Source organism: Ruegeria sp. AB11 (assembly GCF_056536325.1).
This window is the reverse complement of the sequence record NZ_JBQFJO010000001.1, coordinates 350810-364686: the sequence shown is the minus strand read 5'-3', so window position 1 is coordinate 364686 and position 13877 is coordinate 350810. Positions and strand designations below refer to the sequence as shown.

Sequence of the window (13877 nt, the reverse complement as noted above, 5' to 3'; positions counted from 1 at the left end):
CATCACGGAGGTGCAATCAGAGCAAAAGGGCGACGCAGAGGAAGATCAGCGGAATCAAGCCGGTGTCGCGATTGGCCCGAAACAGTTGCAGCAATTTGGCGTTGTCTTCCGTGTCCAACCCCCTCAATTGCCAGGCAAGGTGCCATCCCATCGCCCAAGGCCCGCCAAGCGCAACGACCAATGCAAGGACCGACGCCACCGGCAATGCCGCATCGATAATCGCAAGTCCCATCAGACTGACCGTTCCTATCAGAAAATATTTGAGCCAACGCGTGGTATCGGTTCCGAACAGCCGCGCAGTGGATTTAATTCCGATCAGTTCGTCGTCCTCGGCATCCTGATGGGCATAGATCGTGTCATAAAACAGGGTCCAGGCAATGCCTGACAGATAGAGCATGATGGCGGGCCAGCCCACGGTGCCAGTATGCGCTGCCCATGCCAGCAATGCGCCCCAGTTAAAGGCCAGCCCCAGAAAAATCTGTGGCCACCAAGTAAACCGTTTCGCAAATGGATAGATCGTGACGGGAAGCAACGATAATACACCCATTGCTATGGCGGCCTGGTTGAAAGTCAGAAGAATCGCCAGTGCCAACAAGCATTGCAACACCATCCAGAACACCGCCTGACGCACACTGACCTGACCCGATGGTATTGGGCGCGAGCGGGTGCGCTCGACCTTCCCGTCGAACTCCCGATCGGTGATGTCATTCCACGTACAGCCCGCGCCGCGCATCAGGAAAGCTCCAATGGCGCAACCGAGGGCGATCCAAAGATCCTCCCATCGTGGTTGCCCGTCGCTGAGGATGGCCAGTGCCAGACCCCACCAGCAGGGAATCAGCAACAACCATGTGCCAATAGGCCGATCAGCCCGGCTGAGCCGCAGGTAAGGGCGCGCAAAGGTGGGTGCGTACGTGTCGACCCAGTTGCCGGTCGCGGCATCAGCGACCTGACCGTCTGGTGTTGGGGCATTGCCTTGCATATGTAGGGTCTCATGACTGCGAAGATCAGACTGTATGTAGAGCACCCTTTAGGTCCGGGGCAATCGGTTCCTTTGACGCGCGAACACGCACATTACCTGTTCGGTGTCATGCGCTTGTCGGTTGGCGGGCAGGTCGCCCTGTTCAACGGGCAGGATGGCGAGTGGCTGGCCGATGTCGCCGAGGCGAGCAAACGTGGCGGCCTACTGTCCTGTGCAGAGCAAACGAAGCCGCTGCAACTGCCGCCCGATCTGTGGCTGCTCTTTGCGCCGATTAAAAAGGCGCGGACCGATTTTATCGTTGAAAAAGCAGCTGAAATGGGCGCTGCGCGGATTATGCCGGTGCAGACAGGGTTCACCAATTCCGAGCGAATTCGGCAGGATCGGCTGCAAGCGCATGCGGTGGAAGCAGCGGAACAATGTGGCGGGACCTTCGTGCCAGACGTCACTGAATTGCAGCGACTGGATCGCGTGCTTGATGCATGGCCTGAAGGTCGTCAGTTGATGTTCTGTGACGAGGCCGAGGTTGGCTCGGCCCTGCGATTGGCCGAAAACGAACCAGGTCAGCCATGGGCCATCCTCATTGGCCCGGAGGGTGGTTTTTCCGACCAAGAACGCAAGCGACTGAAGGCGTTGTCCTATGCTCATGTGGTCAGTCTCGGCCCCCGTATCCTGCGTGCCGATACGGCCGCTGTTGCTGCGATGACCATGTGGCAGCAGGCACTGGGGGATTGGTCTTGATGTGGCGGCCGGCACAGGAAACGGACCTGCCGGATATTGACGCATTTCTATCCCAGCACATCCAGACATCCATGTTTCCCTTGGCTAATCTACGAGATTTCGGTCTGCGTAAAGCGCATCCCCGGTCGTTGAAAGCGTGGGTGCTTGGCGATCCGTTTCGCGCTGTCTTTGCCATCACAAACGAAGGTATGATCCTGTCACAATGCCCGAACTGTTCGGATGATGAGCTTTCTGAGGCCATAAGCCTGATCCGAGGGCACGCTCTGTTTGGCATAGCCTCGGAAGCCACGCAGGCGCGGCGGCTCATGAAACTTGGCGGCTGGGAAGACCGACCCGCGACGCTTAACAGTGATGAGCCGGGGTTTTCGCTGGAGCTGGATCAGCTTCGCATGCCAGACGTTTCAGGCGCCCGTCTGGTTCCTCTGGATGAAGTCGACAGGGCAATCACCGAGAACTGGCGGCGCGACTATCTGATCGAGGCCATGGATTTTGCTCCCGACAGGGCAAAAACACAGGCAGGCGAAGATTTCGAAGCTTATTGCACGCGCGATTCCCACCGGGTTCTTCTGATCAACGATCGGCCCGTCGCCATGACAGGCTTCAATGCGCGCCTGCCCGAGATCGTACAGATCGGAGGGGTCTACACACCCCCTGAATTGCGTGGCCGAGGTTATGCGCGTCTCGCTGTTGCCTTGCATCTGACCGAGGCACGGAGCGCAGGGGTTTCACGTTCAGTTCTGTTTGCCGCTTCCGATTCCGCCGCGCGTGCTTATATGGCTATTGGGTTCCAACCAGCGGGCTATTTCTCGCTGATCTTGTTCACAAACCCGGAGGACACAGCATGAGTTTCATCCGACCAGAAGCCAAACTGGCCATGTGGCGCTGGCGCGAAGTGCTGGTTGCTGGATTTGTCCTGCTGCTGGGCCTGAGTTGGATCAACGGACCGGGTGGATTGCTGGGCTGGTTGGGTTGGATTCTGGTGGTCGTTTCGATTGCTCTTGCCGTAATCGGATTACAGCGTGCGCGCTTTCGCACCGGTGCAGGTGGTCCGGGCGTTGTGACCATCGATGAAGGCCAGATCACTTATCTTGGCCCTTTAGATGGCGGGATCGTTGCTGCGCGCGAAATCGAACGACTTGCGCTGGACCCAACCGCGCGCCCAGCTCTTTGGGTTCTGGATCAGCCGGGGCAACCGACTCTTCACATTCCGGTGAACGCCGAAGGGGCTGAGGCTCTGTTTGATGTGTTTTCGAACCTGCCAGGGTTGAAAACTGAACAAATGCTGTCGGAACTCAACGGTGGATCAGCGCATCCTGTCGTGATTTGGGAACGCACGCCCTCGCGCCCGGCTCATCTCAGGCTGCATTGACACTGGCGCGGTTTGCGCTCAGGACTGACCTTCAAGACAGACATATCAGGATCGGAGCACGGGTAACATGTCCATCCCCCAGTCCGGCGGCGGACCGATCGAACGCCATGAGCAACTGGCCGAATATCTGGAATCGGGCTGCAAGCCCAAGGATGATTGGCGTATTGGCACCGAGCATGAGAAGTTCGGATATTGTAAAGACACGCTGAAACCGCTGCCGTTTGAAGGCAAACGGTCCATCGTGGCTGTGCTGGAAGGCCTGCGCGACCGTCATGGTTGGGCCGAGGTACGCGAAGCCGGGCATCTAATCGGGCTTGAAAAGGACGGTGCCAACGTTAGCTTGGAACCGGGTGGCGCTTTGGAGCTGTCGGGTGCCCCGCTCGAGACGATCCATGAGACTTGCGATGAGGTGAACGTCCACCTGCGTGAGGTGAAGGATATCGCGGACGAGATCGGAGTGGGTTTCATCGGTCTGGGCGCCGCCCCGATCTGGACCCATGACGAAATGCCGTTGATGCCCAAGGGCCGTTACCGGCTGATGAACGACTACATGGAAAAAGTCGGCACCATGGGCCGCGCGATGATGCGGCGCACTTGCACGGTTCAGGTCAATATCGACTTTGGATCCGAGGCAGACATGGTGCAGAAACTGCGTGTCGCGCTGGCATTGCAGCCGGTAGCCACTGCGCTGTTCGCGAACTCTCCGTTTTTTGAGGGCAAGGTGAACGGCCAGAAAAGTTGGCGCAGCTATATCTGGCGGCATCTGGACGATGCACGGACGGGCATGCTGCCATTTGTGTTCGAAGAAGGATTCGGGTTCGAGCGCTACGTTCAATACGCGCTCGATGTGCCAATGTATTTCGTCTATCGCGACGGGCAATATGTCAACGCGCTGGGCATGTCCTTCCGCGACTTCCTGCAGGGCAAACTGCCTGCATTACCCGGCGAGACGCCGACTTTGTCCGATTGGGCCGATCACCTTACCACAGCCTTTCCTGAGGCGCGGATCAAGAAATTCATGGAGATGCGCGGCGCCGATGGTGGCCCATGGCGCAGGCTCTGTGCGCTGCCGGCCTTCTGGGTCGGTCTGACCTATGATCAAACCGCGCTGGATGCCGCTTGGGATCTGGTCAAAGGCTGGGATACCGAGACGCGCGAAGCGCTGCGGGTTGAGGCCGCCAAGGATGGTCTGCAAGCGCAGGTTGGCAACATCAATATGCATGATCTGGCGCGCGAAGTGGTCTCGATCGCAGAGGCAGGACTTGCGTCCCGCGCGCGCCCCGGTGCGGGTGGTCTGGTTCAGGACGAGACGCATTTCCTCAACGCGCTCAAGGACAGCATCGATACGGGCAAGGTGCCCGCAGATGAGTTGCTGGATCACTACAATGGCGACTGGAATGGCGATCTGACCCGGATTTATCCCGAATACAGCTATTGATCCCCACCGTCCCGCTTGCATTCGCGGGGCGGGGCCGATAGCAGGTTGGCGACCAAATTCAGAGGGCGTCATGGACGATCTTAAGGCAAAATATCTGGGCCAAATCGCCGATGCGGGCGATGAAAACGCACTTGAGGCGATCCGAGTCGCTGCCGTGGGCAAAAAAGGCGAAGTCGCGCTGAAGATGCGCGAGTTGGGCAAGATGACCCCCGAAGAGCGTCAGGTTGCAGGCCCAGCACTGAACGCCCTGAAGGATGAAATCAACTCGGCGCTTTCCGCCAAGAAGGCTGCGCTTGCCGATGCTGCGCTGGATGAGCGTCTGCGCACTGAGTGGCTGGACGTCACCCTGCCGGCTCGCGCGCGCCGCCATGGTTCGATCCACCCGGTCAGCCAGGCGACCGAGGAATTGACCGCGATCTTTGCCGAACTGGGTTTCTCGGTGGCCGAAGGGCCGCGGATCGAGACCGACTGGCATAACTTCGACGCCCTGAACATCCCCGGCCACCACCCCGCGCGGGCCGAGATGGACACGTTCTACATGCACCGCGCCGAGGGGGATAATCGCCCGCCGCACGTGCTGCGCACGCATACTTCGCCGGTCCAGATCCGCTCGATGGAACTGCAGGGCGCGCCGATCCGCGTGATCTGCCCGGGCGGCGTCTACCGCGCCGACTATGACCAGACCCACACACCGATGTTCCATCAGGTCGAGGGGCTGGCCATTGACAAGGACATCTCGATGGCGAACCTGAAATGGGTTCTGGAAGAGTTCGTGAAAGCGTTCTTCGAGGTCGACGATGTCGAACTGCGCTTCCGCGCCTCGCACTTTCCCTTCACCGAGCCGTCGGCCGAGGTCGATATCCGCTGTTCGTGGGACAACGGCCAGTTGAAGATCGGCGAGGGTGACGACTGGATGGAGATTCTGGGCTCAGGCATGGTCCACCCCAAGGTGATCGCCGCCGGTGGGATTGATCCTGAGGTCTATCAGGGCTTTGCCTTCGGCATCGGCATCGACCGTCTGGCGATGCTGAAATACGGTATCCCTGATTTGCGGGCGTTCTTTGATTCCGACCTGCGCTGGCTGCGTCACTACGGGTTTGCGGCGCTGGATATGCCGAACCTGCATGGTGGTTTGTCTCGGTGAGTGAAGCCGAAGTAATCACGGCGTGTGAAAACGTGTGCCGTGATTTTCCCTTCTTTAGCCAGTTGGGAGAGTGGGTAAGCAGTTTTGGCCCTGCGATTACATTTCTCGGCGCGATTTGGTTATTTTTCTTGCAGCGCAAGGCTGACCGGTCTGAAGCGCTGAAAGCTCGCCGCCTCGAAGTTTACCAAGAAGCTATTGCTACGTTCAGGGATGTGACAACAGCAATTCGGTTCAATTCAGAAGTATTGGAAATCGGATTGTCGTTTAAGCAGTTCGAACTCAGCTACGCTAAAATTTTAGTTTCGGGCATTGATGAAGTAATTGAAGTCACGACAAATGCCAGGGCATCCCTAATAGATTTTATGGAAGCATACGCTTCCGACGAGCAGGAACGCATCACCAGAGCCGACGCAGAAACGGAACGCTTGTTTCTCCAGTGCATTGATAGAATGAGGCAGGATATGCACTTGGGCACTGAGTTAACTTCTGAATATTCTTCTGACGAAGTTGGAGAGCGTATAAGAGACCTGATCCTCAAAAAAGGCGTTGACCCTTAAGTTCGATATAATTCGCGCGGAGCAAAGGCCGATAGGCCGCCGCGCTATCGCCAGACCGCCCGCACGGGCTGGCGATTTGCCTCCGTGAGCGCTCCGTTTGAACGTTTCGCGGATTTGGCTGACTTAATGTGCTCGACACAAACCTCTGATCGCCATCCCGCGGTCTGGCGATAGCGCGGCATTGTGATTTGATCCGTTGTAGGGTGGGGTTTCACCCCACCGTGGGGCGGTTGGCGGGGTGAAACCCTACCCTACACCAATATGTTATGTGACAGTGCGGCAGACGTCGCTAGGCTCCGGCTTATGATCTATCGACTGCTTTTTCTTCTGCTGACCGCGACTCCGGCCTTTGCTATGGGCCCGTGGAAATCTGACTGCCACGGCGATACCGCCTGTGAGATCGGCGACCGCTCATACCATGTGCTGGAACCTGGTGGCTGGGATGGCGAAACGCCTCTGCCGGTGCTGTTGCATTTTCATGGCTGGGCGCGGCAGGGCGATGTGGTGGTGAACCATGAACGCATCGCCGGGGCGACCAAGCTGCGCGATGTGTTGCTGGTGGCTCCGAACGGGTTGGGCAAAAGCTGGAATTTCTGGACCGCTGATACCGCAGACGTGCCGTTTGCTGATCGGGTGTTAGAGGATGTTGCCAAGCACTATCCCATTGATCCTGAACGCATCTATGTCTCGGGTTATTCCTATGGCGGCGCGATGGCATGGCGCTTTGTGTGCCAGTCGGGCAATGACATCGCCGCTCTGCTGGCTGTTGCGGGATCAATCCGCCAAACCGAGGACTGCCCGGAAGCCCCGCGAGAGGTGCGCCATGTACATGGGCTGGACGATACGGTGATGGATTTTCCCTTTGCGCCGGATGGCGACACGACCTATCCGGTGGCGCTGTGGAAGGCCAAGTTCGACTGCAACGGTGCCACTCCGCGCGGGGATTGGAGCGTGAAGCCGTTTCTGACGCTCAGCCGGATAGAGTGGACCGATTGCGCGCAGGGGCAGGTCACGCTGGATACGCATCCGGGCGGGCATTTCATTCCTCACGGCTGGATCGGCTGGCAGTTGGACGAGCTTTTGGGCCGAACGCCAACTTATCCATAACCGTTGACTTCGCTGCCGCAGCGCGATCACTTGCCCGCACAACTAAACAGGAGATGACCCGTGAAACCGCTTCTGCTGGGTGCACTGATCCTTGCCGCCACTAATGCCCAGGCAAAGGATACATACCCGCCGGTTGAATTGCTGTTGCAGACCGATACCTCGATCATCGGCGAGCCACTGGAATATCCGACAGGGCAGGCTGAAATCACTATGGCGATCGTCACCATGCAACCGGGACAGCAGACAGGCGACCACCGTCATGATGCACCGTTGGCGGCCTATGTTCTTGAGGGCGAGATCACCGTTGACTATGGCGACGCTGGTACGCGTGTCTACAGAACCGGGGATGCCTTTGTCGAAGCCTTCCGCTCGACCCATGCCGGGGTGAATACGGGTAGCGGGATCGCGCGTATTCTGGCTGTATTTGCCGGGTCGGACGCTGTTTCGAACACGGTTGCCGAAGACTAGGCCAACGGCCTCTTTCCCCTGTGTACAATATCCGCTACATGCGGTCTGACCCGAGATTTACTGGCGGATGACGACCGATGAAATTCACTCTTTCCTGGCTGAAAGACCACCTCGATACTGATGCTTCGGTGGATGAGATTGCCGAGGCGCTGACCGACCTCGGACTTGAGGTCGAAGATATCCTCAATCCGGCGGACCGGCTGGCGGGCTTTACGCTGGGCCATGTGAAACATGCCGAGAAACACCCCGACGCCGACAAGCTTCGAGTTTGTACGGTTGAGACCGACGAGGGCGACCTGCAGATCATCTGTGGCGCACCCAACGCGCGCGAAGGCATCACTGTCGTCGTGTGTAAGCCGGGCACGTATATCCCCGGTCTGGATATCACCATCAGCGTTGGCAAGATTCGAGGTGTCGAAAGCTTTGGCATGATGGCGTCCGAACGCGAGCTGGAGCTGTCGGACGAGCATGACGGAATTATCGAGCTGCCTTCGGGCGAGGTCGGTGACAAGTTTATCGACTGGCTGGCCGAGAACGAGCCGTCGAAGGTTGACCCGATGATCGAGATTGCGATCACGCCAAACCGCCCGGATGCGCTGGGTGTTGAGGGGATTGCGCGCGATCTGGCTGCTCGTGGTTTGGGCACGCTGAAGGTGCGCGACTATGTGCCGGTGCCAGGTGATTTCGAAAGCCCGATCAAGGTGTCGATCGACGAGGATACGCTGGACGGCGCACCGCATTTCACCGGTCGGCTTATCAAGGGTGTTAAGAACGGTCCTAGCCCGCAATGGCTGCAGGATCAGCTGAAGGCGATTGGTCTGCGTCCGATCTCGGCTCTGGTGGATATCACCAACTATATGACCTTCGATCACAACCGCCCGCTGCACGTATTCGATGCCGACAAGGTGCAGGGTAACCTACGCGTTCACCGTGCGAACGGTGGCGAGAAGTTGGTTGCTCTGGATGAGAAGGAATACACACTACAGCCCGGCATGATGGTGATTTCGGACGACAAAGGCCCGGAATCAATCGCCGGTATCATGGGCGGTGAGGAAACCGGCTGCACCGAGGAGACGGTGAACGTCTTCCTTGAAAGCGCGTTCTGGGATCATGTGCAGATCGCCCTGACGGGTCGGGCGCTTAAGATAAACTCGGACGCGCGGTATCGCTTCGAACGTGGGGTCGACCCGGAATACACCCGCGAAGGGTTAGAGCACGCGACGCAGATGATCCTGGATATCTGCGGCGGTGAAGCCTCGAACGTGGTTGAGGCGGGCAAAGCGCCGAACCACGCGCGGGCCTACAAGCTGGATGCGGCGCGAGTGCAGTCTCTGGTCGGGATGGAAATCCCGGAAAGCGAGCAGCGGCAAACCCTGACCCGTTTGGGCTTCCGTCTGGATGGAGAGATGGCGCACGTGCCCAGCTGGCGACCAGACATCATGGGGGAAGCTGATCTGGTGGAAGAGGTTGCGCGGATTGCTTCACTGACCAAGCTGCAGGGTATTCCTCTGCCACGCACCACGGCGGGTATCCCCAAACCGGTCATGACGCCGACGCAGCGCCGCCAGTCGATGGCGCGACGGACCTGTGCCGCACTGGGGTATAATGAATGTGTATCCTACACCTTCATAGATCAGGCCTCGGCTGCGCTGTTTGGCGGTGGCGACGCGGCAACCATGCTGGAAAACCCAATCTCGTCCGAGATGAGCCATATGCGCCCTGATCTGCTGCCTGGTCTGCTGCAGGCGGCGGCGCGTAATCAGGCGCGGGGTTACGCAGATCTGGCTCTGTTCGAGGTCGGTCCGGTGTTCCACGATGGCGAGCCGGGGGATCAGCAGACGCAAATCACCGGCCTGTTGGTTGGGCGCAGCGGCCCCAAGGATGTGCACGGTGCGTCCCGCCCGGTTGACCTGTTTGATGCGAAGGCTGACGCCGAGGCGGTGCTGGCCGCAATTGGCGCGCCAGCTAAGGTACAAATTCTGCGTGATGGCGATGCCTGGTGGCACCCGGGTCGTCACGGCAAGATTTGCCTTGGCCCGAAAAAGGTTCTGGGTGTCTTTGGTGAGTTGCACCCTCGCGTCTTGCAGGCCATGGACATCAAGGGTCCGGCAATGGCGTTCACCATTTGGCCAGATCAAGTTCCGATGCCGCGTAAATCCGGAGCAACCCGTTCCGCCTTGGAACTGCGTGACCTGCAGGCGGTTGAGCGAGACTTTGCGTTTGTCGTTGATGCCAATATCGAGGCGTTAACGCTGGTGAATGCAGCTGCAGGGGCCGACAAGGCACTGATTGAAGACGTTCGGGTGTTTGACGAGTTCATCGGGGGTAGCCTTGGTGAAGGGAAGAAATCCCTGGCCATTGCCGTTCGGCTGCAGCCATCTGACTCGACCCTCAAGGAAAAGGACATCGAAGAGGTCAGTGCAAAGATCGTCGAGAAAGTGGCGAAAGCGACTGGTGGCGTGCTGCGCGGCTGAGGATGTTTCCACCCAGGGTGGGACATATATGATATCACGAAGGGGCGGGCGCGCCCCTTTTTTGCGGGAGGAATAGGTCATGTTAAAAGTTTATCTTTCGGGTGAGATTCACACGGATTGGCGGGAACAGATTATCGCAGGTGCCGAGGGGCTGGACATAGAGTTTAGCAGCCCAGTGACAGATCATGATGCGTCGGATGATTGTGGCGTCGCGATTTTGGGGGCAGAGCCAAACAAGTATTGGCATGACCACAAGGGTGCGATGGTGAACGCGATCCGAACCCGCAAGGGGATTTCAGACGCTGATGTGGTCGTTGTACGCTTCGGGGACAAATACAAGCAATGGAATGCAGCCTTTGATGCCGGCTACGCGGCGGCCTTGGGCAAATCGATCATCGTGTTACATGGAGCCGATCATCAACACGCTTTGAAAGAGGTGGACGCGGCCGCGCTTGCGGTGGCGGAAGAGCCCGCGCAGGTTGTCGAGATTCTGCGTTACGTCGAGACAGGCCGATTGCCAGGCTGAATGGCCCAAGGGCGTGCGGCACTTTGGCGCCGCCGCCCTGTGGTTCAAGTTAATCCCGAGGCGGGATGGTCAGGCCCTTCTGAACTGCAGGCCTTTCCAGAAAACGGTCGAGATAGGCCGCTACATTGCTGTAGTTGTCCCAACCGAGAACTTCTTTGACGCCATAATAGTCGAGACCACGTAGCCAGGGTGCGATGGCTATGTCCGCGATCGAATAGTCTCCGGCGATCCAATCCCGGCCGTTCAGCTGTGTTTCCAAAACATTCAACAAGCGTTTGCCCTCGTTCACATAGCGTTCGCGGGGACGGGGGTCTTCGATCTCGCTGCCAGCGAACTTGTGGAAATACCCCAACTGACCGAACATCGGCCCAACGCCGCCCATCTGGAACATCAGCCATTGGGTGACTAAATGTTTGTCCGCCTTGCTCTGCCCCAGCAGCATGCCGCTTTTCTCGGCCAAATACAGCAGGATCGCTCCGCTTTCGAAAAGCCCCATCGGGACCCCATCGGGCCCGTTCGGATCAATGAGAGCCGGGATCTTGTTATTGGGATTTAGCGACAGAAATTCGGGACTTTTGACATCCGCATCTGCCAGCGTAACCAGATGTGCCTCGTAGGGTAGTCCGGTTTCCTCCAGCATGATCGACGCTTTGACCCCGTTGGGCGTTGCAAAGGAATAAAGTTGGATGCGATCAGGAAATTGCGGTGGCCATTTGGCCATGATCGGGAATGAGGTGGTGTCCAGCATGATATGCTCCTGCGAGTTATAGGTCTCAATGTGGTGGCATGAGCGCAGATTGTCAGGTGTTTGAGTGTGCAGGACCGGACAGTGACTGTTTGCTGGGGAACAGCAGGGGGAAAACTCGGAAATCCCGCACCTAGACCTGAGCGCAAAATTAGCCCAGACTTTTTCGCATTCCCGCGCCAAAGGCGCGGGTTTGTTGTTGGCGCAAAGGAGAAACGTGTGGAAGATGTCGTAACACAGGTGGGCGCATTTGGTCCGCTGATCATGAGCGCGATCAAAGCGCTGATCGTTCTGGTATTGGGTTGGATCGTCGCCGGAGCCATAAGTGGTCTGGTGCGGCGGCGGATCAACGCGACACCGCATATCGACCCGACTTTGGGGAATTTTGTTGCGAGCCTGGTGAAATGGGTGCTGCTGGCGATAGTCTTTGTCGCCGTTCTGGGCATCTTCGGTATCGAGGCAACCAGCATCGTGGCCATTCTGGGTGCCGCGTCCTTGGCCATCGGTTTGGCGCTGCAGGGAACACTCAGTGATTTAGCCGCAGGCGTGATGCTGGTCGTGTTCCGGCCCTATAAGCTGGGCCAGTATGTCGATATTGGTGGCACAGCAGGTACTGTGAAAGACTTGAATCTGTTCACGACTGAGCTGGTGACGCCGGATAACGTACAAATCATCGTGCCAAACGGTCAGGCTTGGGGTTCGGTGATCACCAACTATTCCGCCCATGACACGCGCCGGGTCGATCTAGTGTTTGGCATCGACTACGGCGATAGTGCGGATGAGGCGATGGGTATCATCCTGGATGTGGCCAAAGCTGACAGCCGTATTTTGGGCGATCCTGAGCCTTGGGTGCGCGTGACAAACCTTGGAGACAGCTCGGTTGATCTGACAGCGCGCCTGTGGTGTGCGGCGGCTGACTATTGGGATGTGAAGTTCGAACTTACCAAAACGATCAAGGAAGCGTTTGACGCCAAGGGTGTATCCATCCCGTATCCGCATTCAGTGGAGATTCACAAAGAGGCGTAAGCCTCCCGCCCGTCGCTCGCGCATTGAATTGCCCTCCTCCGATTGGGCCGGGCACCGCGCCAAAGCGCGGTGCCTTTTTTGCGCGACCGTTGGTCCAGAAAACAACAGCGCCGCGCTTTTGGCGCGGCGCTAGGCCCAAGTCCGTAAAGCGTCCTTTGTAAAGGGACGCTTTCAGAGGCGGGAGTACTCTTAGTTCAGCAGAGTTGCCGGATCGACAGAGTCGATGTTGAGGGCAGTACCTACCGCTTCGTAAGTCAGCTTGCCGGCGTGGACGTTCAGACCTGCCAGCAGGTGTGCGTCGTCCCTACAGGCCTGCTTCCAGCCCTTGCTTGCCAGCGAAAGCATGAACGGCATGGTCGCGTTGCCCAGTGCGATGGTAGAGGTCCGGGCAACCGCGCCGGGCATGTTGGCGACGCAGTAGTGCATGATGCCGTCAACTTCGTAAACCGGATCGGCGTGGGTGGTGGCTTTCGAGGTCTCAAAACAGCCGCCCTGATCGATCGCAACGTCTACCAGAGCCGCTCCGGGCTTCATGGTCGACAGTTGTGCGCGCGAGATCAGCTTCGGAGCTGCTGCACCCGGGATCAGAACCGCACCGATGACCAGATCGGCATCCTGGATCAGTTCAGCGGTGGCACCAGCTGTCGAATATTGGTTCTTGAACGTTCCGCCGAATACATCGTCCAGATACCGAAGACGCGGCAACGAGCGGTCCAGCACGGTGACATCTGCGCCCATGCCCGCTGCGATCTTGGCAGCATGGGTACCAACCACACCGCCACCAATGACGATCACTTTGGCAGGGCCAACACCCGGAACGCCGCCCATCAGAACGCCGCGGCCACCGTTGGCCTTCTGCAAAGTCCAGGACCCGACTTGCGGTGCCAAACGACCGGCAACTTCCGACATCGGGGCCAGCAGAGGCAGGCCGCCGTTCGCGTCGGTGACAGTTTCATACGCAATCGCGGTACAGCCGGATTCCAGCAGGTCATGGGTCTGGTCTGGGTCGGGTGCCAGGTGCAGATAGGTGAACAGCAACTGGCCTTCGCGCAGCATTTTACGCTCGACCGCCTGGGGCTCTTTGACCTTGACGATCATGTCGGCAGTGGCGAACACTTCTTCTGCGGTGTCGACGATGCGAGCTCCTGCCGCGACATAGGCATCATTGTCAAAGCCCGAGCCCATCCCGGCACCGGTTTCGATGATGACTTCGTGGCCACGAGCCACAGCTTCGCCAGCAGCGTTAGGGGTCATCCCGACGCGAAATTCCTGGGGTTTGATTTCCTTGGGGCAGCCGATTTTCATG

The 13877-nt window shown here is 58.3% G+C and carries 14 protein-coding genes; 11 read left to right on the top strand and 3 right to left on the bottom strand.

The features are described 5' to 3' along the window. Nucleotides 1-16: 16 nt before the first annotated feature. Nucleotides 17-979 carry a 4-hydroxybenzoate octaprenyltransferase gene (ubiA, locus tag ACR3EJ_RS01920; RefSeq protein WP_170544810.1) on the bottom strand — a complete coding sequence of 321 codons (963 nt, stop codon included), beginning with the start codon at nt 977-979 and terminating at the stop codon, nt 17-19. Between the two features lie 12 nt (nt 980-991). On the opposite strand from ubiA, the gene ACR3EJ_RS01915 reads away from it, so the two are divergent. From ACR3EJ_RS01915 to ACR3EJ_RS01870, 10 genes are all read left to right on the top strand, one after another. Continuing rightward, complete coding sequence (locus ACR3EJ_RS01915; protein WP_170544807.1) at nt 992-1717, top strand: 16S rRNA (uracil(1498)-N(3))-methyltransferase; 726 nt, start codon at nt 992-994, stop codon at nt 1715-1717. Beyond that, entirely contained in the window at nt 1717-2562 is an 846-nt protein-coding gene (locus ACR3EJ_RS01910; RefSeq protein WP_170544804.1) for a GNAT family N-acetyltransferase, read from the top strand. Before ACR3EJ_RS01915 ends, ACR3EJ_RS01910 begins: the two co-directional genes overlap by 1 nt. Further along, complete coding sequence (locus ACR3EJ_RS01905) at nt 2559-3086, top strand: hypothetical protein (protein ID WP_010443589.1); 528 nt, start codon at nt 2559-2561, stop codon at nt 3084-3086. The genes ACR3EJ_RS01910 and ACR3EJ_RS01905 overlap by 4 nt, the downstream gene beginning before the upstream one ends. 67 nt (nt 3087-3153) lie before the next feature. Beyond that, the gene (locus tag ACR3EJ_RS01900) at nt 3154-4524 is read left to right on the top strand and encodes a glutamate--cysteine ligase (RefSeq protein WP_170544801.1); all 1371 of its coding nucleotides are present in this window, start codon (nt 3154-3156) and stop codon (nt 4522-4524) included. A 70-nt stretch (nt 4525-4594) separates the two neighbouring features. Next, nucleotides 4595-5668 carry a phenylalanine--tRNA ligase subunit alpha gene (gene pheS / locus ACR3EJ_RS01895; protein ID WP_170544798.1) on the top strand — a complete coding sequence of 358 codons (1074 nt, stop codon included), beginning with the start codon at nt 4595-4597 and terminating at the stop codon, nt 5666-5668. Continuing rightward, nucleotides 5665-6225, top strand: a complete 561-nt coding sequence (locus ACR3EJ_RS01890) for a U3 small nucleolar RNA-associated family 6 protein (RefSeq protein WP_170544795.1) — start codon at nt 5665-5667, stop codon at nt 6223-6225. Before pheS ends, ACR3EJ_RS01890 begins: the two co-directional genes overlap by 4 nt. A gap of 303 nt (nt 6226-6528) precedes the next feature. Then, complete coding sequence (locus tag ACR3EJ_RS01885; protein ID WP_170544792.1) at nt 6529-7332, top strand: prolyl oligopeptidase family serine peptidase; 804 nt, start codon at nt 6529-6531, stop codon at nt 7330-7332. A 60-nt stretch (nt 7333-7392) separates the two neighbouring features. Next, a complete protein-coding gene (locus ACR3EJ_RS01880) occupies nt 7393-7800 on the top strand; it encodes a cupin domain-containing protein (RefSeq protein WP_170544789.1) in 408 nt (135 codons plus the stop codon). 77 nt (nt 7801-7877) lie between these two features. Further along, nucleotides 7878-10274, top strand: a complete 2397-nt coding sequence (gene pheT, locus ACR3EJ_RS01875) for a phenylalanine--tRNA ligase subunit beta (RefSeq protein WP_170544786.1) — start codon at nt 7878-7880, stop codon at nt 10272-10274. A 79-nt stretch (nt 10275-10353) separates the two neighbouring features. Beyond that, the gene (locus ACR3EJ_RS01870) at nt 10354-10800 is read left to right on the top strand and encodes a YtoQ family protein (protein ID WP_170544783.1); all 447 of its coding nucleotides are present in this window, start codon (nt 10354-10356) and stop codon (nt 10798-10800) included. 49 nt (nt 10801-10849) lie between these two features. Here ACR3EJ_RS01870 and ACR3EJ_RS01865 read toward each other — a convergent pair whose 3' ends face one another. Next, on the bottom strand, nt 10850-11548 hold the full coding sequence (locus tag ACR3EJ_RS01865) for a glutathione S-transferase N-terminal domain-containing protein (protein WP_170544780.1): 699 nt from the start codon (nt 11546-11548) through the stop codon (nt 10850-10852). A 216-nt stretch (nt 11549-11764) separates the two neighbouring features. Here ACR3EJ_RS01865 and ACR3EJ_RS01860 point away from each other — a divergent pair, with 216 nt between their 5' ends. Beyond that, nucleotides 11765-12571 carry a mechanosensitive ion channel family protein gene (locus tag ACR3EJ_RS01860; RefSeq protein WP_170544777.1) on the top strand — a complete coding sequence of 269 codons (807 nt, stop codon included), beginning with the start codon at nt 11765-11767 and terminating at the stop codon, nt 12569-12571. 189 nt (nt 12572-12760) lie between these two features. On the opposite strand, the gene ald is transcribed toward ACR3EJ_RS01860, so the two are convergent. Continuing rightward, complete coding sequence (gene ald / locus ACR3EJ_RS01855) at nt 12761-13876, bottom strand: alanine dehydrogenase (RefSeq protein WP_170544774.1); 1116 nt, start codon at nt 13874-13876, stop codon at nt 12761-12763. Between the last annotated feature and the right edge of the window lies 1 nt (nt 13877).